This window comes from Moheibacter stercoris, assembly GCF_040545805.1.
Lineage (GTDB): Bacteria > Bacteroidota > Bacteroidia > Flavobacteriales > Weeksellaceae > Moheibacter > Moheibacter stercoris.
This window is the reverse complement of record NZ_JBEPMO010000008.1, coordinates 23676-45302: the sequence shown is the minus strand read 5'-3', so window position 1 is coordinate 45302 and position 21627 is coordinate 23676. Positions and strand designations below refer to the sequence as shown.

Here is a 21627-nt window from a genome sequence, read left to right as displayed (position 1 = left end):
TTAAAAACCAAAGAGCTTTCTAGGATTATTTTTAAAAATATTATTCTTTCTTTTTTAATGGTCTGATTATAAGATTTTTTCGAAATTTGTGCCCAGATAAAAAATTATGAAGATTTCGTTGGTTGGGTATATGGGAAGTGGAAAATCCACTATTGGTGAGCTTTTGGCAAAAACATTGGGTATATATTTTATCGATTTGGATAAGCAGATTGAACATAAAACAAATCAATCCATTTCAGACACTTTAAAGGCTTTAGGGGAAATTCGATTCCGTAAATTGGAAAAAGCGACGTTAGAAGAAGTACTAAGCTTAGAGGACAGTTATGTGCTTTCTTTGGGTGGTGGTACTCCCGTTTATTATGACAACATGAATCAAATTAATCTCCACACTCATTCGGTTTATTTACGCATGACTCCTATGGAATTGAGAAATCGTTTAGTTCATGAAAAAGAAAATAGGCCTTTGATTGCGCGAATTCCTGATGATGAATTACCCGAATTTATTGCCAAACATCTATTCGAAAGAAGTAACTTTTACAACCAAGCGAAATCAATAGTAGATGTAAAGTCAAAATCTGTAGATGAATTGGTGGAAGAGATTAGGCTTCTTCTTCCCCATCCATAAAATCGTCCAAATCACGACGATCTTTTTTGGTAGGTCTCCCCTCACCTTTTTCGCGGTAATAATCTTGTTCCATTTTGCGCAATTCCAATTTCGCATATTCTTCTTTGGGCGTTTTGTCCATGATATGTAGACTAACCAATTTCGCTCCTAAACGAGTTTTGGGCAATTGGATAATTTCAAATTGGTAATCGATTTGATCCTTTCTAACGGTAATTACATCAGAGGGTGTAACTTCTCTGGAAGCTTTTGCAACGTCGCCATTTACTTTCACTCGATTTTTTTTTACGGCATCTGCTGCAATACTTCTTGTTTTAAAATACCGAACATACCAAAGGAATTTATCTAAACGCATGATTAAATTTGATTATAGGAAGTTTATTTTTGTAAATTCGCAACTTAAAGACAAATTTATGATGAAAAAATGGGGTTTTGCAATAATTGCTTTCGTTTTCGTATTTACAGCTTGTAAAAATGATGATGATAACCGTGAACCTTCTATTGCAGATCAAAACAAATGGGATGATGAAGCGATTTTGGCTTTTTTAGAAGATCATTATTTTGAACCAGAAAGAGGTTTGATCAAACGATTTGATGTAACGGATTCTGCTGATGATAATCACCCAAATTTATTATCCCAAGGAACCAAATTGCCTTCTGGTGTTTGGGTTGTGAAGAAGAATGAATTTGTAGCTGAAGGAAGAGCTGTTGTGAACAATGCACAAGACAGCATTTTGTTGTCTTATGAAGCAAGAACATTTAAAGCCAATAAAGAAGAATTAGCAGATGGTCAAAAGCCATATACCAATGAATCGGCAATTATTTATTCGACCATCAATGCTTCAGGTAGCCCGCAATGGGATCCTTATTTCTATTATACGCACATCTCACCTGCAATGGCTGAGAATGGTAGAAAAATGGAAGAATATGTCATTGAAGGTTTCGTAGAAGGAATCAAACACTTTCAATCTACCGCCAATGATGGTTTAAATGCCTATAATTTTCAAGGAGCTATTCTTGTGCCTTCTAGAGCAGCATTTGCTCGCGATGTGAATTATATTGGAGGTTCTCCTTCTTATTCATTTAGAAATACAAGTTTCGTATTTAATTTTGAATTGCATAAGGTGGTTGATCGAGTTGAATAAATTGATACCATTTGAAAAAATAAAAGTGTAAAAGGCAAATTGTTTTTTACACTTTTTTTATTGTGTATTTTTGTAGGAATATGGAGTTAAATCTCAGAAATTTTCAATCGAATTTACCCAAAACAGATTTCCAAAATTTACCCAAAATTTTAGTTGCGGTGAGCGGAGGAATCGATAGCATGGTTTTGGTTGATTTATTTCTACAAACTGGTCTACCCTTTTCCATGGCGCATGCCAATTTCCAATTGCGTGAAAAGGATTCAGATGAGGATGAAGAATTTGTTCGTGAATTTGCCCAACAACATGGCATTTCTATTTTTGTGAAACGATTTGATGTCAAATCCTATAAATCATCTGGAAACTATTCTACGCAAATGGCGGCTCGGAACCTTCGGTATGATTGGTTTGAGGAATTAAAAGTTGAACATCATTTTGATTGGATTTGTACTGCCCATCATCTCAATGATTCGCTCGAAACTTTTTTGATCAATTTGTCTAGAGGAACGGGACTCGATGGTTTGGTCGGAATTTCATCTAATACGGAACATATTCTACGTCCATTGCATAATTTTTCTAAAGAATCGATTCTAAATTATGCAAAGTCAAATTCCATTCAATGGAGAGAAGATGCATCGAATTCTACGACAGATTACACACGAAATAAAATTCGACATGAAATTTTTCCGAAATTGATAGAAATTCATCCGGAATTCCTTCAAAACTTTCAGCGTTCAATCGAGCATTTATCGGATCAGAATTTGATTTTGAAATACCATTTTCAATCGGTTTCCAATGATCTATTTAAATCGAAAGATGAACAAATTTTCATTTCGATTGAAAGACTAAAAGATTTACATCCGCTTTCCACCTATTTGTTTCATCTTTTTCAACCCTTTGGATTGGAACATCCATTCGAAATTCAAAAATTAATGGATTCCAATGAAAATGGTGAAATTCAATCCAAAACACATCGATTGATCAAGAATAGACAAGAATTGATTTTGGTTAAAAAGGGTGAACACGACTTTCCCAATGAAATTGAGTTAGATCAAGACCAGATATTGGAAAAACCCTTATATTTGAGATTCTCAAAAACAAAGGAAAAACCTTTTGATAGTGCGGAATCGCTTGATTTAGATAAAGTTGAATTCCCTTTGCGATTGAGAAGACAAAAAACGGGTGATTCGTTCTTTCCGATTGGTATGAAGGGTTCAAAAAAAATAAGCAAGTTTTTCAAGGATGAAAAGTTATCAAAATTGGAAAAAGAATCGACTTGGTTATTGGTTGACAAAGAAGACCGAATTCTTTATGTAGTGGGAAAAAGACTGGATGATCGTTTTAAAATAACAGAGAACACACACAATTTCTTAAATATTTATTTATGTTAAAAAGGACTTTACTATTTCTATTATGTATTCCTCTGCTTGTCCATGCACAAGTATTGAATCCCGTCAAATGGTCGACAAGCTCGAAAGATCTAGGGAATAATGAATTTGAAATTTCGCTAACCGCCAAAATGGACCAAGGTTGGCATATGTATTCTCAAAAGCATCCAGCCGATGGAATTGGGGTTCCCGCCACCATCACGTTTGAGGCAAATCCCAATGTTGACTACAAAGGATCTGTAGCTGAAATTGGAAAATTATTGGACAAATACAGTGAATTATTTGCTCAACAAGAAAAATACTACGAAAATCAAGTTACGTTTAAGCAAAAACTGAAACTAAAGAACCCGAAGGAAACAACGGTTAAATTCACAGCAGAGACACAAGTTTGTGATGCTGAGAAGTGTTTGCCACCTGATTGGGTTGAGTTTTCAGTAAAATTGACTCCCAAAGTAACGGAAGAAATAAAAGAGGAAACAAAACCAGAAGAATCTGTTTCTACTACTCCAGAAGAATTAGCAGCCAAAGGAGATACTGCTACGGTTACCTCAATTCCAGAACCGCAAGTCAATGATTCTGTACAATTGGAAAAAGACCAACTAACAGAAGAAGCAAGCATTTCTGCAACCGATAAAGAAGAAGAAAAAAGTTCTCTTTGGGGAATTTTCTTAAAAGGTGTAGCTGGTGGCCTTTTGGCTTTGGTGATGCCTTGTATCTTCCCGATGATTCCTTTGACTGTTAGTTTGTTTACCAAACAAAGTAATAATCGTTCTCAAGGAATTTTCAAAGCCGGAGTTTATGGTTTATCTATCATTGTAATTTTTGTTGGATTGGCATTTTTAGCATCAAGATTTTTAGGTCAATCTGCCTTAAATGAATTTTCAACCAATCCTTGGGTCAACGTTGGATTCTTTGTAGTATTTGTGGTTTTTGCTATTTCGTTCTTTGGAGCTTTTGAAATCACTCTACCTTCTAAATGGGCAAATTATACCGATAAACAAGCGGATCGTGGTGGATATTTAGGTATCTTCTTCATGGCGTTAACCTTGGTGTTAATTTCGTTTTCATGCACCGTTCCAATTATTGCTGGATTGATGGGAGAAGCGGTTCGAACCGGTAATTATTGGTCACTCGTAATTGGCTCTTTAGGATTTTCACTTGCTTTGGCGATTCCGTTTGTTTTGTTTGCCATTTTCCCTAGTTGGTTGACTTCCTTGCCTAAATCGGGTGGTTGGATGAATACCGTAAAAGTTTGTATTGGTTTCTTGGAATTGGCTTTTGCTTTCAAATTCTTATCCAATGCCGATTTGGTATGGCAAGCTCATTGGTTAGAAAGAGAAGTTTTCTTAGCAATTTGGATTGCGATTTTTGGTTTGATGGGCTATTATTTATTAGGAAAATTCCGAATGAAAATGGATGCTCCTGAAGATCGTTTAAGTGTTGGTAGGTTATTCTTTGCCATCTTAACCTTCTCTTTTGTGATGTACATGATTCCAGGTTTATGGGGTGCTCCCGTTAAATTATTAAGTGGACTAACGCCTCCAATTCATTATGCTGAATCACCAAATGGAGTTGGAAAAGCATCAACTGGTGGATCTGGAACTACTTCAGAATTAATCGAAGGGCAAAAATATGGTCCGCATCAGATTCCAGCATTTTTGGATATTGCCGATGCGATTGAACATTCCAAAAAAGTGAAAAAACCTATCTTAATTGACTTTACAGGTCACGCTTGTGCGAATTGTCGTAAAGTTGAAGAAATCGTTTGGCCAAATCCAAAAATCAAAAATATGTTGATGGATGATGTGGTTTTGGTTTCCTTGTATGTAGACGAAAACACCAAACTTCCAGAAAGCGAACAAAAATATTCTCCAGCATTGGGTCGTAAATTGAGAACCGTTGGAAATAAATGGACGGCATTTGAAATTGAAAAATACCAGAACAATGCACAACCTTATTATATCATTGTAGATGAAGATTTGAACAATTACAATGAACCTTTAGGGGCCATTTATGATGTCGATGCCTATTACGATTGGATGAAGAAAGGAATAGACGCTTATCACGCAGCCAAAAAATAATCAATGATGATGATGACCTAATGTAATGGTCAAATAAGCAATCACAAAGCCCAAAAGGACCGTTAAAACCTTTTGGGCTTTGAATTTATGAGAATCTGTGCTTTCAAATAAAATAACCGTTGCTATATGGATGAAAATACCAGCCACAAAAGCCGAAGCTTCTTTGTGGTAATCTGCTAAAATTGTATTTCCAAATAAGACACCCAAAGGACCAGCCAAAGCAAACGCAAGCATAAATAATCCTATATAAACCTTGGAAATTTTTAACTGAGACAATGCGGCAAATAAAACCATTGAAATCGGAATGTTGTGGATGAAAATCGCATACAATAAATTATGTGAATGTTGATGCATCACGGGCATACCTTCAAAAAAGGAATGCAAAAACAATCCAATGAAAATACTGATGGGGAAATAGTTTTGGTTTTTATGCAAATGAACATGTCCATGTTCTGCGCCCTTACTCAAGGATTCAATAATCATTTGAAAAAATAAACCACCTAAGACATATAATCCTATATAATGATCATGAACTTCATAAACAGTTGGGAAAATTTCCAAAACTGCGGTTGCAAGAAAAAATGCACCACTAAAGGTCAATAAAAACTTGGTTAATTTCTTTTGGTTAACAAAGATTTGTCCCAAAACGCTTCCAATGAAAACAGAAAGTATCAGTATGGTAATTTCAAACATCTTGCAAAAATACAGCAACAAAGTTAAAATCTTCATTAAACCTAAATAATTTAGTAATTTCGTAAGATTAACACACAATACCATGCGATTTTCTTTTAATCGAATTTTTATTATTTTAAACTTTTTTTTAGCCAACCTTCAAGCGCAATCTATCCTTGTCAACCCAGCTTCCTCTCCAAATTCAAATTTATCAGCAGAGGAATTAACAAATGAGGTTCTTATTGATGGTGGAGTTTGTTCAGAAATATCCAATTTTGAGTTATTTGATAATCCAGGTGCACAATTTCCAAATGCCAATAGAAGTTGGGGGTATTTTGAACGAGGTACCTCTGATTTCCCATTTGAAAAAGGCATTATTTTGACGTCAGGTTATGCTAGAAACTCAGTAGGACCAAGCAATGGTACAAATTCAGATGGATCATGGGGAGGAGATCAAGATTTGGTAGTTTTATCTGGAGGATTTCCTAGTAACGATGCTACCATATTTGAATTTGACTTTGTTCCTTTTGGAAATGAAATTTCCTTTAACTATATTTTTGCTTCAGAAGAATATCCAGATTGGACTTGCGGAACTTTTAATGATGTTTTTGGGTTTATTATAAGTGGTCCTGGAATCGTGAATGACCCTGGTTTGAGTGGGAAAAATATCGCCTTGTTACCCAATGGTGAACCTGTTACGATCAATAATGTAAACGATGATGGTTGTGGGGATAATACCTTCTATGTGGGTGGACCTTTCCAAGATATTGCTTTCGGAGGTCGAACTACTCCTCTTACTGCTTTTGCTGAAGTGCAAGCTGGAGAAACCTATCATATCCGTTTGGTTATATCCGATATTTCAGATAACCAATGGGATTCTGCTGTTTTTTTAGAAGCAGGTTCATTTAATTTAGGAGGAACTATGGTCGATTTGGAAGGAGCTGAATTGGGCGAAAGCAAAGTTTTATGTGATGTAACTTCTTTTCCTTTGATTATCAATTTAGAGGCAGAAAATGTAACCTATCAATGGTATTTCAATGATGTTGAAATTCCGGGTGCAATAAATGCAAGTTATAATGCAACTGAAACTGGGAATTATAAAGTCGTTTTCATTGCCAATAGTTGTAATGGAGAAAAAGACATTGATTTAACCTTTTCAAGTTCACCTGAAACGGAAGATCCAGAAGAAGACTATGTCTGTACAGTAGATGGATCTCATGTATTCAATTTGGAGGATTATTTACCAGAAATAACAGCTGATTTCGCTAGTCTTTCCTTTCAGTTATATTCGACTGAATTGGGAGCGCAAACGCAAGACGACAATGAATTGATCCTCAATCATCAAAACTTTCCTGTTAATTTGGGAGATGGAATCGTAACGGTTTACGTACGGGTATTCAATGAGCATGGTTGTTTCGAAATTGCAAGAATTTCTTTGGAAGTCGGATTGGGACCAGAAACACAGCCTCTTCCCTACGCGATTTGTGATGATGATGGAGATGGAGTTCAAACATTTGATTTGGTAAGTTTTGTTCCAAATTTGGTAACCTCAGATCCTGCTGGTTTGGTGTATGAATATTATTTGGATTCTGCAGGAACAGAATTAATTCCCAATCCAGGAAGTTTTCAAAATACTACGAATCCTCAAATTGTCTATGTTCAAATTTATGATCCTTCTGTAGGTGAGAATGCTTGTATTTCCCTTGAGGAACTTACTCTTCAAGTAGATGAATTCCCTGCTCTTCAACCTTTAATCCTTGAAATTTGTGACAATGAAAATGACCAATCAGAATTCATTGATTTGACCTCATTGGATTTTACCAATAATTCTCCCATAAATGTTACTTATGAATATTTTAATGGGATAGGTGGAGCTTTGATAACCAATCCTACCAATTTTGAAATAACAAGTTCACCATTGGTTATTCAAGTAAAAGTTAAAAACGAAATGGGTAATTGTGAAGATTTCACTACGTTGACTATTCAATTTTTAGATGCTCCTTTGTTAGTTGAAGATATAGTAATTGTGGAAGAATGTAGCCTTTCTGATTTTGCTACGTTTAATTTAGGATATGCAAATGCTCAATTGGTGGCAGATATAACAGGATTAATTTTCAGCTACCATCTTACAGAAGCAGATGCAAGAAGTAATTCGGGGGCTTTGCCTATTAATTTTACCAACACAGAAGTCAACCAAATAATTTTCGTAAGAGTAGAAAATGAAAATGGTTGTTTTGAAATTGGTAGAATTGAATTGAAAACTGTATTGATTCACAATGAATTATCTACTGCAACTTCAGTTTGTGATGACCCTTATCAGCCCAATGATGGAATTGCAAATTTTGATTTGACCCTTCGTCATGGAGAAATCGAAAATTCATTAGGCGCAAATGGCTACACAATATTCTATTTCGAAACATTGGAAGATGCCCTTTCTGGAAATAATGCTATTCCGAATCCAACCAATTATCAAAATATCACCTCCCCACAAACCATTTATGCACGTGCAGAAACCAATTCAGGTGCTTGTGGTGGAATTGTTGATTTTGAAATTGAAGTTTTGGAAGTTCCAGAATTTGAATTGGACGAAAATGCTTACTTCTGTAATACAGATATTGAAAAGATATTTCAATTTTTTGGAAATTTTGAATCCTATAAATGGACCGATCAAGATGGAAATGTTGTAAGTACAACTTCTCAAATCGAGTTTTTGGCAGAAGGAACCTACACTTTAGAGGTAACAGAAACAGGATTAAGTTGTCCAGCAAAACGAGATATTCATGTAATTTTTGATAATCAACCTACAATTACCAACATTTCAGTAGAAGGAAATACGGTAACAATTTTTGCTAATGGCGGATATGCCCCTTATCAATACAGTTACAACAATGGTTTAACATGGCATGATCATTATATTTTGAACAATGTTCCTGGTGGAATTCATGAATTATTGGTGAGAAGTAAATATGGTTGTATTTCGGAAGCCAAAGTTTTTGGTGTTTTGGGTATTCCAAATTTCATCAGTCCTAACGGAGACGGAATCAATGATTATTGGGAAATTCGTGGATTGGAAGTTCATCCAGATGCCCATATTCAAATTTTTGATCGCTACGGAAAACTATTTGTCGATCGAAAAATTGATGCTGGATTTAGATGGGATGGTAAATATTTAGGAAATCCAATTCCTTCTGGAGATTATTGGTATATCATTACAATCAGTGATGGAAAAAAGGTTTCTGGACATATTTCTGTTCGAAATCAATAAATATCTAGGAAAAATAGTAATTTAGTGTGCATTTATTAACACACATTTTATTATTTTTCCTTTTTATGAAGAAAATTCTATCTCTATTTATAAGTATTTCCTTTACAATCAATCTATTTGCTCAAGATCTTCAATTATATGAAGCTTTTTTGGGAAAATATGATTTTACGATGTTTGGAAATACAATGAATACTACAGCAAATGGAACAGGTGCTCCATGTACAATCAATACAAGTTCAAGTGCAAATTTAACATTGACGCCAAATCAAACATTGGAAAAGGCTTATTTGTATTGGGCCGGTTCTGGTGGTGCACATAATTTCGATTTTAATATTCGACTCAATAATATTCCAATTACACCGACGAGAACTTTTACTACAGACATTGCTTCACGTGATGTAACGAGTGCGTTTGCAGACATAACCAACATTATTGCTGCCAATGGAAATGGTGTATATACCGTTTCTGATTTTGATTTATCTGCTGTAATATGGGATTATTGTGGAAATGCCACAAATTTTGGTGGTTGGGCTGTTGTGGTGGTTTATAGTGAACCCACTTTGACAAACAATTTGGTAAATGTTTATGATGGATTTGTTCGAGTAGATCAATATAATAATGAAGCCGAAATTACACTTCAAAATCTTAATGTTTTGAATCAGCAAGGTAACCGTGTTGGATTTTTAGCTTGGGAAGGAGATGAAAATATTGCGGTAAACGAACGATTGGAAATCAACAACATTATTGTTAGCAATCCGCCATTAAATCCTGCAAATAATGCTTTCAACGGAACAAACTCTTTTACTGGGAGCAATACGTTGTACAACATGGATTTAGATGTGTATGATATTAGTAATAATACACAAGAAGGTGATGATCAATTGTTCATCAAGTTAACAAGTGGACAAGATGCAATTATCATCAATAATTTAGTGGTTGTATTAAATTCCGAGGTGCCAGACGCTACGATTGAATGCGATGTGGCTCAAGGAGGTTGTGATGATCGAGATATCGTCATTGACTATACTGTTGGAAATTATGTTGCAACTAGAGATTTAGCTGGTGGTACTCCCATTGCCTTTTATGCAGACAATGAATTAATTGGTACCTCAGCAACTCAAAACATCATTCCTATTGGTGGCTCAGAATCTGGAACCATAACCTTAACGGTACCGATGTCTGTAGCCAACACATTTGAATTCCGTGCGAAAGTCGATGATGATGGAACGGGCCAAGGAACTGTAACAGAATTTAGCGAAACAAACAACGAATATATTCGTGAAATAACTTTGGGGATGACTCCCTTGGTCAATCCTTTTGATGCATTGGTTAAATGTGATACAAACGATGATGGTTTCGAAATTTTTGATTTGACGATTACGGGAAATCAAATGGTCGGAACACAAACAGGAATCCAAATTCGTTTTTATATTAATCAAGCCGATGCAGAAGCTGGAAATGGAAACAATATTGTCAATCCAAATGCCTATACCAATATATATTCTCCTCAAACTATTTATGTAAGAATGAATGATATTGTAGGTTGTTATGTGGTGACACCTTTTCAAATTGAAATTACATCACCCGTAGAATTAACGACAGGCTTACCAAATTTATTGGCTTGTTCTTTGGATATGAATCCAGTTGGGGATAGTTTCGATTTAACCCAGCACGAAGCCCTTATTTTAAATGGAAGCAATCCTGCCGACTTCACCTTTACCTATCACTTAACCCAATCAGATGCGCGAACTGGAAATGCACCGATAGCCAATCCAACAGCCTATATCAATACGGCTTCTCCACAAACGATTTGGGTGAGAAAAATTAGCGCTGAAGGCTGTGTAGAATTTGTTACCTTCCAAATCGAAACAACTTTACCTACAGAATTGACTCACGAAATCGATTCTTTGTCAGAATGTGCTCCAACGATGACATTAACGGGAATTACCATCGATTTAACCGAAAATTTAGCATCCGTTTTAAATGGTGGAAATGCTGCGGATTATATCATTACCTATCATTTGAATCAGCCAGATGCTGCAAATGGAGTTGGTGCAATTGTGAATTCAAATGCTTATCAAAACACTTCGGCTACTCAAACGATATGGGTACGATTGGTTGATGATCAAAATTGTGTACAATTTGGTTCATTCGAAATTATGATAGTTGCTCCAGATGCAATTGACTATACGATTCCAGATTTTGAAAATTGTTCGGAAGATCAAGTTTTAACAGGAATTGCTACCGATCTAACCTTGCATGAACCGGCAATCTTGAACGGTGCAGATCCTACATCGGTTGTTATTACCTACCATACAAGTCAAACTGGCGCAAGAAACAATACAGATATAATTGCGATTCCAACTAATTACATTAATATAAGTTCTCCTGAAACAATTTGGGTGAGATTGGAAGATGAAAATGGATGTATCAGTGTTGGTTCTTTTGAACTGATTTACCGTGCTGCACCTTTGTTGCAGACTGCTCAAATCGAAGAATGTAGTATGTTTGGACCTGCTGAATTTAATTTGGCTAATTTCAATCCCTTGATTTCAGATGGTTCTACGGATTTGGTTTTTGAATATTATGCAACCTTGGCCGATGCACAAAATCAAACCAATGCTTTACCTGTCAATTATACTCCAACGACAATTTCTGCCACTGTATTTATACGTGTGGCCAACCAATATACATGTTGGTCTATAATTGAGGTTCAATTGGAAACGGTTATCAATACCTCTGAACTGGATAATACTTATTTTGAATGTGATTCACCTACGGAACCCAATGATGGATTTACGAGTTTTAATTTACCAAGCTTACAAAACCAAATCAATACATCTCTTGGTTTAGCAGGCTCAATATTAACTTTTCATACATCAATGAACGATGCGGAAACTGGAGCGAACCCTATTCCCAATCCTTCGAATTATGTGAATACTTCAAGTCCACAAACCATTTATGCAAGAGCATTGGATGCTGATGGAAACTGTGGTGGAATTGCAGAATTCATCATCGAAGTTGCGCCAGTTCCAGAATTTGAACTTCCAGAATATGTTGCGTATTGTCCTGGTGATGAGAGAATATTTAATTTCTTTGATCCGTATGGTGGATACCTTTGGTTGAATCCAGATGGCGAAATTATAAGCAATTCGTCTACTGTAACTTTTGAAGAAGAAGGAATGCATACGTTAATTGTGAGAGAAACGGCGGATGGTTGTCCAGCAGAAAGACAAATTGAAGTTATTTTTGATAATCCACCTACCATTACCAATATTGTTGTAAATGATCATACAGTTACGATTTCTGCAACTGGTGGAACTCCTCCATATCAATACAGCTATAACAACGGATTGACATGGCATGATACCTATATTTTGAACAATGTTCCGGGTGGAATTCATGATTTAATTGCGAAAAGCAAATACGGATGTATCTCAGATGCTAAAACATTTGGAGTTTTAGGGATTCCAAATTTCATCAGTCCAAACGGTGACGGAATCAATGATTACTGGGAAATACGAGGATTGGAAGTTCATCCAGACGCGCATATTCAGATTTTTGATCGCTATGGAAAACTATTTGTAGATCGTAAAATTGATGCTAATTTCCGTTGGGATGCGAAGTACTTAGGAAACCCAATTCCGTCGGGTGATTATTGGTATATCATTACCATTAGCGATGGCAAAAAGGTTTCTGGACATATTTCTGTGCGAAACCGATGAGAATAATGTAATTTTGCAAAAAATTCATTCTTGGAAAATTTTAAAATGCAAGCCAAAACTTTTTTCGGATTCGAAACCGTTTTGGCAGATGAACTGAAATCTTTAGGGGCAGCAGATATAGTCGTGAAAAATCGTTTGGTCGAATTCTATGGCGATCAAGGATTTCTATACAAGGCAAATTATAGTTTGGCTACAGCTTTACGTATTTTAAAACCGATTCATTCGTTTTCCGTTCGAAATGAGGAATTTTTATATGCAAGATTCAAAAAGTTCAATTGGGAAGATTATTTGGATATCGACCAAACTTTTGTGATTGATGCAACCGTTCATTCCGATTATTTTACGCATTCGCATTACGCTGCATTGAAAGTGAAAGACGCTTTGGTCGATCGTTTTCAAGAGAAATTTGGACGTAGACCAAGTGTTGACAAAGAAAATGCTGACATCTGGTTCAATTTGCATATTAGCCATGATAAAGTGACCTTATCTCTCGATAGTAGTGGTCAATCTTTGCATAAACGTGGATATAAGTTAAACGGAGGCCCTGCTCCTATCAACGAAGTTTTGGCAGCTGGATTGTTGAAATTAGCTGGTTGGGATGGAAACGGAAACTTCTTGGATCCTATGTGTGGATCTGGAACGATCTTAACCGAAGCAGCCATGATGGCGACAAACATTCCACCACAAGTTCATCGTAAGGGCTTTGCTTTTCAAAATTGGAAAGATTATGATGAAAATCTATTTGAAAAAATCAAGGAAACTAGATTGAATCGAATCAAAGAATTTCATGGAAAAATTGTCGGATATGATATCAATTCAACTATGTTGAAATTGGCAGAAGACAATAGTATTCATGCTGGTTTAGATGAATTCATTGAAGTGAAATACCAAGATTTTTTCAAATCTGAAAAAGATATGTTTCCCGTTTTGGTGCTTTTCAATCCGCCATACAACGAACGTTTGATTAGCGACAATGAAAAACTATACAAAGAAATCGGCGATACCTTGAAAGCGAAATATCCGAATACCTTTGCTTGGTTCATCACGTCAGATTTATCGGCAAAAAAATATGTCGGACTTCGACCTTCCAAAAAAATCAAAGTTTTCAATGGGAAATTGGAATGTGATTTTCTACGATACGATATTTATGAAGGAAGTAAAAAGGCTTCGAAAAAAGATAATTAAAATATAAGCGACTTTTGGGTCGCTTTTTTAATGCATTCAATTCAAAAATTTTTCGCGCAATTCAGGCGTTGGAATCCAGCAATTGTCTTGCTTTCCAAACCATTTGTATCGATTTTTTGAAATAATGGAATAAACAAAATCGCGCATAAATTTCGGAACAATCCAAAACACTTTGAGCCATTTCAATCCCTTCAATTCCTGACCAATTTTCAGGGCTGCAGTAGATTTTGAATAATATTGATCTTTTTCTACCAACAAAATTGAATCAAAGGTTTCTGTATTCAATTGGTGCTTTCTGAGGAAATTTTGACCAAATTGGGATTGCAAGGAAGAAAATTTGAAACGATTTTCAACATCTCTTTCAATGATAAATTGAACAGATGAATTGCATAAATTGCAAACGCCATCAAACAAAATTACCGGATGGTTTTCCATAGTTGAAAGGTACGAATTTCTGAAGAATTTTATAATTTCGTCTCTAAATCCAAAACCATGTTTGATCAAATCATAGAAATTGCACTTTTATGCGGAATTATCTTTTTAGTGGCAGGTTTTATCTTTCTAAAATATCCGCCTAAAAAAATCAATTCCCTTTATGGTTATAGAACGCCAAGATCTATGAAATCACAAGAAAGATGGGATTTTGCACAAGATTATGCCGCAAAAGAAATGATTAATCTTGGATTTTTTCTTGGAATTTCATCTTTTATGGGCAAATTTTTCGAAATGGAAGAAGACACAAGAATTTGGGTAGGACTTGCGATGACCATTTTCATGGTTATTGTCTTAATTCTTCGTGTGGAAAAAGCCTTGAATGAGAAATTTCGTGATTAATGAATGTTTTTGGTTTGAATGTAAAAATTACGATCAATTTTAAAATTTTTGCCAGTTTCTGAATCCAATTTTTCTGTTTTCCATTGTTGAGTCGGATAAATCCATTTATTGGTTTTAGCGATTTTCAATGGCATATCAAATCCGTCTACAACATTGGTCCAACGATACATCAATTCATTTCCAGTAATCGAATATTCAAGAATTGGAATTTGAGTTGTACGTAAATATTGATGGAAAAACTCTGTCAAATCAATTTTACTTTTAACGCTCATGAAATCTTCAATTTCTTTTGTTGTAACCGTTTTATGGTAAAATGTTGAATTCATTTCTCTCAAAATTTGACGAAACAATTCATCATCTTCCAACAATTGACGAAAGGTATGGATCATATTGGCACCTTTGTAATAAATGTCACCACTACCCTCTTGATTGACTCCATAATGTCCAATCATAGGAATGTCATTTAAAATATTCACTCTTGTACCAATCACATAATCGTTTCCTGCTTCTACGCCAAATAATTCTTGTGTATGCAAGGTTTCAGAATAGGCAGTGAAACTTTCATGAATCCACATATCGGCTACATCTTTGTTGGTAATGTTGTTTCCAAACCATTCGTGACCAGATTCATGAATTAAAATAAAGTCCCATTTTAGTCCCCAACCAGAACCCGATAAATCTCTTCCTAAATACCCGTTTTCAAAATGATTTCCGTATGCAATCGCAGACTGATGTTCCATTCCTAAATGGGGTGATTCTACCAATTTAAATCCATCTTCATAAAATGGATAAGGTCCAAACCAATGTTCAAAGTGTTTCAACATAGGTTTTGTTTGCTGAAATTGATGCGTTGCCGCTTCAACATTGTAATCCAAAACCCAATAACTCAAAGGTAGATTTCCTTTTTCGCCTTGATATGAATCCTTAATTTCTGCATATTTCCCAATGTAAGGAATGATATTATAATTGTTAATTGGGTTCACGACTTCCCATGTATAACTATCGGAATTTTCTGAGTGAACGACTTTTTTCAAATTCCCCATGGCAATTCCCATCATATTTTTGGGAACAATCATCGTTAATCTAGCGCCCTTGTCTGGTTCATCACCTAAATAATCTTTGTTGGGAAACCAAACACTTGCTCCTAAACCTTGGCAGGCAACCGACATCCACGGGTTTCCATTTTTGTCTTTCTTGAAAATCCATCCGCCATCCCATGGCGCATTTTTGGCTACACGTGGATTTCCTTCAAATTTCATTTCCAATTGATAGGATTTATTTTTCTGCAATTTTTCGTTGAAAGTCAAAAAATAAACGTTTCCTTCTCGAACCATGTTTTTGAGCTTTTTCCCATTCAACAATGCGGAAGTGATTTTCATAGGTTCTTGTAAATCAATCTGAAGGATTTGTTTAGATACATTTTTTTCAACTTCAAACTTCAAAATATTCTTCCCTTTAATGAATTTTTGATCAAAATCTGCTTCGATAGATATGTCATAATGCAAAACATTCCACCAATTTCTGAAATCATTGTTTGAACCACGTAAACTATCTTGTTTAGTAAAGAGAGTTTTATGGTTAAGGACTTGAGATTTAGCAGGTAAGCATAGGAATAACATGGCCAAAAAGAAAAGTCTCATAGTTGTTTAATTGATGGTTCTAAGATACAATTTTAAAAATTTATGAATAGTTCAAAAATTTATCTGTAAATTTAATGGAAAGAGGCGCAACCATTGTGAATTTTCACCATCTATAAACTAAAATCCTTACTATGCAAAAACTTACTTTTCTATTTTTCTTTTGCTTCCTGATTGTATTTTTGGTGTGTGAGAATTTTCTCAATCCAAAAATGGAGGATTTTTAAGCATCAAAAGAATTAAAATTCACTTACGAAATGCAATTTTACACTTGGATATTTTTCTTGTGTCATCTGAATGGTAAAAGAAGAATCTGCTAAGAATACCAATTGATTGAATTTGTCTCTTGCCAAAAACTTCTGTTTCACTCGTTTAAATTCCAAGAATTCTTCTGACTTTTCATTGTCAACTTCTACCCAACAAGCTTTGTGTATGGAGATAGGTTCGTAAGTTACTTTCGCTCCGTATTCGTGTTCCAAACGGTATTGAATAACTTCATATTGTAAAGCACCAACCGTTCCAATGATTTTACGATTGTTCATTTCAAGTGTAAACAATTGAGCAACACCTTCGTCCATCAATTGATCTATACCTTTTTCTAATTGCTTCGCTTTCAATGGGTCAGCATTGTTTACATAACGGAAATGTTCAGGTGAGAAAGCAGGGATTCCTTTGAACATCATTTTTTCTCCTTCTGTTAAGGTATCTCCAATTCTGAAATTTCCTGTATCGTGTAATCCGACAATATCACCTGCGAAACTTTCGTCTACAATTTCTTTTTTATCGGCAAAGAAAGCATTGGGACTACTGAATTTCATGTTCTTATCAGATCGAACATGTAAATAATTTTTATTTCGTTCAAATTTTCCTGAAACGATTTTTATAAAAGCCAAACGGTCGCGGTGTTTCGGATCCATATTGGCGTGAATCTTAAAGACAAATCCGCTGAAATTCTTTTCATAAGGTTCAACGATACGAGTTGTGGTTTCTTTGGGTTGAGGATTGGGCGCAATGTCCACAAAAGCATCCAATAATTCGCGAACACCAAAATTATTCAATGCCGAACCGAAAAATACAGGTTGCAATTGTCCAGCCATGTATTCATCTTGTGAGAATGGCGGATAAACCTCTGAAATTAATTCGATTTCATTGCGAAGATTTTCTGCATAGGTATCACCAATAACTGTTTCCAATTCTGGGTCTTCTAAATTTTCAAAAGAAATGGCATCAGAAATCTTTTGTTTGTTTTCTGAACTGAATAAATTGATGTTTTTCTCCCAAATGTTGTAAATTCCTTTGAAGGTAGATCCAATTCCAATGGGCCAAGATAAAGGCGTTACATGAAGTCCTAATTTTTGTTCAACTTCATCCATCAAATCAAATGCATCTTTCCCTTCGCGGTCCATCTTATTGATGAAAACCAACATTGGGATATTTCTCATTTTACAAACTTCCACTAATTTTTCTGTTTGTTCCTCCACCCCTTTCGCAACGTCAACTACTACAATTACGGAGTCAACAGCCGTTAAGGTTCTGAAAGTATCCTCTGCGAAATCTTTGTGACCTGGCGTATCGAGAATATTGATTTTTTTTCCTTTGTAATCAAACGCTAAAACCGATGTCGCAACAGAAATACCTCTCTGACGTTCAATTTCCATAAAGTCAGATGTAGCACCTTTCTTTATTTTATTACTTTTCACCGCACCCGCTTCTTGAATAGCTCCACCAAACAATAAAAGTTTTTCAGTTAAGGTAGTTTTACCAGCATCGGGGTGAGCAACAATACCAAAGGTCTTTCTGCGATTTATTTCTTTCTCTAACGACATACTAATTTTTTGCGGTTGCAAAGATATAAAAAACCCTTTTGCGAATGAAAAGGGTCTATAGGATTAATTTCGATTTCTATTTTGAATTAAAGCATCATGACATCTTTTACAGATGCCGCTTGTTGGTAATAATGAATTACCTGGTCTGCATCCAAAACATACACCACAACCGTTACGGAAGTGTATTTACCCGTTTTGGATTCTTTCATTTGAAATTGTGGACGAGCGCCATCAAATACACGTTGCACTTCAGCCAATCGTTTGTTATCTGTCGGAACGATAAATTTATAGGTGTAATCTGAAGGGAATTCTGTGGTGTTCTCAAGTCTCTCTTTGAATTTTATATAAAATTCTTCTTTTTCTTTATCACTCATATCAATTTGTTTAGCTGTTTAGTTTGTCCAAAATTTGAACCAATTCTTCATTGATTCCTCCAGTTAGGTGACTCATAGGTCTAGGAGCGTTATCATCGATTAATTCACCATTCTTCCCAATAATTAAAAATCGAGGAATGGAATTCACTTTGTAATCTGCACTAAAAGAGGTTGATTTTCCTGCAAATAGTTGAACACCTTCCATTTCTTTTTCTTTCACCATTTTCTCCCATTTAGCTTTGTCTCTATCTTGATCGACAGAAATACTTACAAATTGAACATTGGTATCTCTGTATTTTTGTTCCAATTCTTTCATAGCAGGTAATTGTTGCAAACAAGGTCTGCACCAAGTTGCCCAAATATCAACATAAAGAATTTTTCCTTTTAAATCTTCCAATGAAATGGCCTCTCCTTCTATGGAATTGAATTGAAAACTAGGAGCATATTCCACATAAGAAGCAATTTCCTCTGGGGTTTTTTCTGTAATTGCACCAATTTCAATTTTTTCAGTTTTCTCACATTGAACAAAAAACAAGGAAACGGTTAGTAAACATAAAATTCGTAATCTCATAGAAGTAATTGTGTTTTGACTTACAAAAATAAACAAATAATTAGTCTCAAGAAATCCTTAAATTCATTAAAATACAAGTTTTACTTGACTTTGGGGTATGGCACATCGTATATTTGCACAAAATTTTGCGATATGAAAATGAAAACTTCCGATTTTAACTTTAAGTTACCGGAAGAATTATTGGCTGAACACCCATCTGAACAAAGAGATGAGGCAAGACTAATGGTTCTAGATAGAAAAAATCAAACAATCGAGCATAAGCAATTCAAAGATTTAATTGATTATTTCGATGAAGGTGATGTGATGATTATGAACAATACCAAAGTATTTCCTGCTCGTTTAATGGGTAATAAGGAAAAAACGGGAGCTAAAATTGAAGTTTTTTTACTTCGTGAATTGGACGCAGAAACTCGTTTATGGGATGTTTTGGTTGATCCAGCAAGAAAAATTAGAATTGGAAATAAATTATTCTTTGGAGACGATGATAGTTTGGTAGCAGAGGTTGTGGACAATACGACTTCTCGCGGAAGAACGTTACGTTTCTTATTTGATGGATCATACGAAGAGTTCCGTCAAGCTTTGGAAGATTTAGGAGAAACTCCACTGCCAAAATACATCAAACGCGAAGTAGAACCAGAAGATGCAGAACGTTACCAAACAATTTATGCAAAACATGAAGGTGCAGTTGCAGCTCCTACAGCTGGTTTGCACTTTTCGAAACATTTATTGAAACGTTTGGAAATCAAAGGAATTGAATTTGCAGAGTTAACTTTACACGTAGGATTGGGAACTTTTGCTCCAGTTGAAGTAGAAGACTTATCCAAACATAAAATGGAATCTGAACAAGTGATCATTCCAGAGGAAACTGCAAAAATTGTCAATGCAGCGATTGATGCCAAAAAACGCGTTTGCGCTATTGGTACAACATCCATGCGTGCGATTGAAAGCTCTGTTTCTGCTAACAATCATTTGAATCCATATAACGGATGGACCAATAAATTCATTCACCCACCGTATGATTTTGGTGTGGCAAATTGTATGATTACAAACTTCCATACGCCGAAATCAACCTTAATTATGATGGTGAGCGCTTTTGCTGGTCATGATTTGTTGATGAAAGCTTACAAAGAAGCCGTGAAAGAAGGATACAAATTCTATTCGTACGGTGACGCTATGCTAATTATTTAATCGAAATTCGAAACTCGAGTTTCGCAAAATATGAGTCAAATCAAAAAAGATATCAGAAAGTTAAGTCTTCAAGAAATTGAATCAGAATTAACTTCGATTGGGGAAAAATCTTTCAGAGCCAAACAAATTTATGAATGGCTCTGGAAGAAAAATGCCCATACATTTGAGGATATGACCAATTTGTCCAAAAAATTACGTGACGAATTGAATCAAATCTTTAGCATTCAAAATGCCAACGTCGATTTACTACAAAAATCCAACGATGGAACCATCAAAAACGGTGTAAAATTACACGATGGTTTGATGGTCGAATCTGTTTTAATTCCAACCGAAACAAGAACCACAGCTTGTGTTTCTTCTCAGGTTGGATGTTCTCTTAATTGCGAATTTTGTGCAACTGCCAAATTGAAACGTATGCGAAATTTGGACGTAGCCGAAATTGTCGACCAAGTAGCCTTAATCGATCGTCAAAGCAAATTGTATTTTGATCGTCCTTTGTCCAACATTGTTTTTATGGGAATGGGCGAACCGATGATGAACTACAAAAATGTCGTAGATGCAATTCGCAAAATAACCACTCCAGAAGGTTTGGGAATGTCACCTCGAAGGATTACTGTTTCAACTTCAGGGATTCCGAAAATGATTAACATGCTGGCCGATGAAAATTTACGTGTAAAGTTGGCGTTATCTTTACATACCGCAATCGAACACAAACGAAATGACATTATGCCTTTTTCGGATAAGTTTCCTTTAACTGAAATTATGGAAGCTCTTCAATATTGGTATAAAGCAACAGGATCGGTTATTACCTTTGAATATTGTGTTTGGAAAGGGATTAATGATGGTGATGAAGATATCAAAGCTTTGATTAAATACTGCCGACAAGTTCCAAGTAAAGTGAATCTAATTCAATACAATCCAATTGGCGAAGGGAAATTTGACCATAGAAGTATTGAGGCAGAAGAACGTTATGTGCGAGAATTGGAAAAAGCTGGAATTACGGTTATGGTACGCAAAAGTCGTGGTGGCGATATTGACGCAGCTTGTGGTCAATTGGCCAATAAGTCAACGGAGGCCGAATAAAAAAAGTTTTTAAATTGATAGAAATAAAAAAAGT

At 35.4% G+C, this 21627-nt stretch carries 17 protein-coding genes; 10 read left to right on the top strand and 7 right to left on the bottom strand.

Annotated elements, in window-relative coordinates:
* Positions 1-106 precede the first annotated feature (106 nt).
* Positions 107-625 carry a shikimate kinase gene (locus ABID46_RS07990; RefSeq protein WP_354508849.1) on the top strand — a complete coding sequence of 173 codons (519 nt, stop codon included), beginning with the start codon at positions 107-109 and terminating at the stop codon, positions 623-625.
* On the opposite strand, the gene ABID46_RS07985 is transcribed toward ABID46_RS07990, so the two are convergent.
* Positions 600-977 (bottom strand): RNA-binding S4 domain-containing protein, encoded by a 378-nt coding sequence (locus ABID46_RS07985; protein WP_354508847.1) that lies wholly within the window; start codon positions 975-977, stop codon positions 600-602. The genes ABID46_RS07990 and ABID46_RS07985 overlap by 26 nt on opposite strands.
* Before the next feature lie 58 nt (positions 978-1035).
* On the opposite strand from ABID46_RS07985, the gene ABID46_RS07980 reads away from it, so the two are divergent.
* The 3 genes from ABID46_RS07980 to ABID46_RS07970 all read left to right on the top strand — a co-directional run bounded on the left by ABID46_RS07980 (position 1036) and on the right by ABID46_RS07970 (position 5233).
* Complete coding sequence (locus tag ABID46_RS07980; protein WP_354508845.1) at positions 1036-1767, top strand: hypothetical protein; 732 nt, start codon at positions 1036-1038, stop codon at positions 1765-1767.
* Between the two features lie 80 nt (positions 1768-1847).
* Positions 1848-3155 (top strand): tRNA lysidine(34) synthetase TilS, encoded by a 1308-nt coding sequence (tilS, locus tag ABID46_RS07975; protein WP_354508843.1) that lies wholly within the window; start codon positions 1848-1850, stop codon positions 3153-3155.
* Positions 3149-5233 carry a protein-disulfide reductase DsbD family protein gene (locus ABID46_RS07970; RefSeq protein WP_354508841.1) on the top strand — a complete coding sequence of 695 codons (2085 nt, stop codon included), beginning with the start codon at positions 3149-3151 and terminating at the stop codon, positions 5231-5233. Before tilS ends, ABID46_RS07970 begins: the two co-directional genes overlap by 7 nt.
* Here ABID46_RS07970 and ABID46_RS07965 read toward each other — a convergent pair whose 3' ends face one another.
* A complete protein-coding gene (locus tag ABID46_RS07965) occupies positions 5234-5962 on the bottom strand; it encodes a ZIP family metal transporter (protein WP_354508839.1) in 729 nt (242 codons plus the stop codon).
* Positions 5963-6008: 46 nt separating this feature from the next.
* Here ABID46_RS07965 and ABID46_RS07960 point away from each other — a divergent pair, with 46 nt between their 5' ends.
* The 3 genes from ABID46_RS07960 to ABID46_RS07950 all read left to right on the top strand — a co-directional run bounded on the left by ABID46_RS07960 (position 6009) and on the right by ABID46_RS07950 (position 14080).
* Entirely contained in the window at positions 6009-9170 is a 3162-nt protein-coding gene (locus ABID46_RS07960; protein ID WP_354508837.1) for a T9SS type B sorting domain-containing protein, read from the top strand.
* A 65-nt stretch (positions 9171-9235) separates the two neighbouring features.
* On the top strand, positions 9236-12895 hold the full coding sequence (locus ABID46_RS07955) for an FIDD domain-containing protein (protein ID WP_354508835.1): 3660 nt from the start codon (positions 9236-9238) through the stop codon (positions 12893-12895).
* Positions 12896-12940: 45 nt separating this feature from the next.
* A complete protein-coding gene (locus tag ABID46_RS07950; RefSeq protein WP_354509017.1) occupies positions 12941-14080 on the top strand; it encodes a THUMP domain-containing class I SAM-dependent RNA methyltransferase in 1140 nt (379 codons plus the stop codon).
* 36 nt (positions 14081-14116) lie between these two features.
* On the opposite strand, the gene ABID46_RS07945 is transcribed toward ABID46_RS07950, so the two are convergent.
* Positions 14117-14515, bottom strand: a complete 399-nt coding sequence (locus ABID46_RS07945; protein WP_354508833.1) for a thiol-disulfide oxidoreductase DCC family protein — start codon at positions 14513-14515, stop codon at positions 14117-14119.
* 57 nt (positions 14516-14572) lie between these two features.
* Here ABID46_RS07945 and ABID46_RS07940 point away from each other — a divergent pair, with 57 nt between their 5' ends.
* Positions 14573-14914, top strand: coding sequence for an SdpI family protein (locus tag ABID46_RS07940; protein WP_354508831.1), 342 nt, complete (start codon positions 14573-14575; stop codon positions 14912-14914).
* Here the strand turns inward: ABID46_RS07940 and ABID46_RS07935 are convergent.
* From ABID46_RS07935 to ABID46_RS07920, 4 genes are all read right to left on the bottom strand, one after another.
* A complete protein-coding gene (locus tag ABID46_RS07935) occupies positions 14911-16554 on the bottom strand; it encodes a M1 family metallopeptidase (protein ID WP_354508829.1) in 1644 nt (547 codons plus the stop codon). The two genes, ABID46_RS07940 and ABID46_RS07935, sit on opposite strands and share 4 nt — an antisense overlap.
* A 236-nt stretch (positions 16555-16790) precedes the next feature.
* Positions 16791-18377 carry a peptide chain release factor 3 gene (locus ABID46_RS07930; protein ID WP_354508827.1) on the bottom strand — a complete coding sequence of 529 codons (1587 nt, stop codon included), beginning with the start codon at positions 18375-18377 and terminating at the stop codon, positions 16791-16793.
* 86 nt (positions 18378-18463) lie between these two features.
* A complete protein-coding gene (locus ABID46_RS07925) occupies positions 18464-18751 on the bottom strand; it encodes a DUF493 family protein (protein ID WP_354508825.1) in 288 nt (95 codons plus the stop codon).
* 10 nt (positions 18752-18761) lie between these two features.
* Positions 18762-19322: a TlpA family protein disulfide reductase gene (locus tag ABID46_RS07920; RefSeq protein ID WP_354508823.1), complete on the bottom strand. Its 561-nt coding sequence runs from the start codon at positions 19320-19322 to the stop codon at positions 18762-18764.
* A 138-nt stretch (positions 19323-19460) separates the two neighbouring features.
* On the opposite strand from ABID46_RS07920, the gene queA reads away from it, so the two are divergent.
* Both queA and rlmN read left to right on the top strand, forming a co-directional pair.
* Positions 19461-20510: a tRNA preQ1(34) S-adenosylmethionine ribosyltransferase-isomerase QueA gene (queA, locus tag ABID46_RS07915; protein WP_354509015.1), complete on the top strand. Its 1050-nt coding sequence runs from the start codon at positions 19461-19463 to the stop codon at positions 20508-20510.
* A 30-nt stretch (positions 20511-20540) separates the two neighbouring features.
* Complete coding sequence (rlmN, locus tag ABID46_RS07910) at positions 20541-21593, top strand: dual-specificity RNA methyltransferase RlmN (protein WP_354508821.1); 1053 nt, start codon at positions 20541-20543, stop codon at positions 21591-21593.
* Positions 21594-21627: the final 34 nt, after the last annotated feature.

Coding starts and splice junctions, on each gene's coding strand:
- ABID46_RS07920 (WP_354508823.1), bottom strand. CDS start 19,322: ATGAGATTACGAATTTTATGTTTACTAACCGTTTCCTTGTTTTTTGTT.
- ABID46_RS07965 (WP_354508839.1), bottom strand. CDS start 5,962: ATGAAGATTTTAACTTTGTTGCTGTATTTTTGCAAGATGTTTGAAATT.
- rlmN (WP_354508821.1), top strand. CDS start 20,541: ATGAGTCAAATCAAAAAAGATATCAGAAAGTTAAGTCTTCAAGAAATT.
- ABID46_RS07955 (WP_354508835.1), top strand. CDS start 9,236: ATGAAGAAAATTCTATCTCTATTTATAAGTATTTCCTTTACAATCAAT.
- ABID46_RS07960 (WP_354508837.1), top strand. CDS start 6,009: ATGCGATTTTCTTTTAATCGAATTTTTATTATTTTAAACTTTTTTTTA.
- ABID46_RS07950 (WP_354509017.1), top strand. CDS start 12,941: ATGCAAGCCAAAACTTTTTTCGGATTCGAAACCGTTTTGGCAGATGAA.
- tilS (WP_354508843.1), top strand. CDS start 1,848: ATGGAGTTAAATCTCAGAAATTTTCAATCGAATTTACCCAAAACAGAT.
- ABID46_RS07970 (WP_354508841.1), top strand. CDS start 3,149: ATGTTAAAAAGGACTTTACTATTTCTATTATGTATTCCTCTGCTTGTC.
- ABID46_RS07940 (WP_354508831.1), top strand. CDS start 14,573: ATGTTTGATCAAATCATAGAAATTGCACTTTTATGCGGAATTATCTTT.
- ABID46_RS07925 (WP_354508825.1), bottom strand. CDS start 18,751: ATGAGTGATAAAGAAAAAGAAGAATTTTATATAAAATTCAAAGAGAGA.
- ABID46_RS07930 (WP_354508827.1), bottom strand. CDS start 18,377: ATGTCGTTAGAGAAAGAAATAAATCGCAGAAAGACCTTTGGTATTGTT.
- ABID46_RS07935 (WP_354508829.1), bottom strand. CDS start 16,554: ATGAGACTTTTCTTTTTGGCCATGTTATTCCTATGCTTACCTGCTAAA.
- queA (WP_354509015.1), top strand. CDS start 19,461: ATGAAAACTTCCGATTTTAACTTTAAGTTACCGGAAGAATTATTGGCT.
- ABID46_RS07980 (WP_354508845.1), top strand. CDS start 1,036: ATGATGAAAAAATGGGGTTTTGCAATAATTGCTTTCGTTTTCGTATTT.
- ABID46_RS07945 (WP_354508833.1), bottom strand. CDS start 14,515: ATGGAAAACCATCCGGTAATTTTGTTTGATGGCGTTTGCAATTTATGC.
- ABID46_RS07990 (WP_354508849.1), top strand. CDS start 107: ATGAAGATTTCGTTGGTTGGGTATATGGGAAGTGGAAAATCCACTATT.
- ABID46_RS07985 (WP_354508847.1), bottom strand. CDS start 977: ATGCGTTTAGATAAATTCCTTTGGTATGTTCGGTATTTTAAAACAAGA.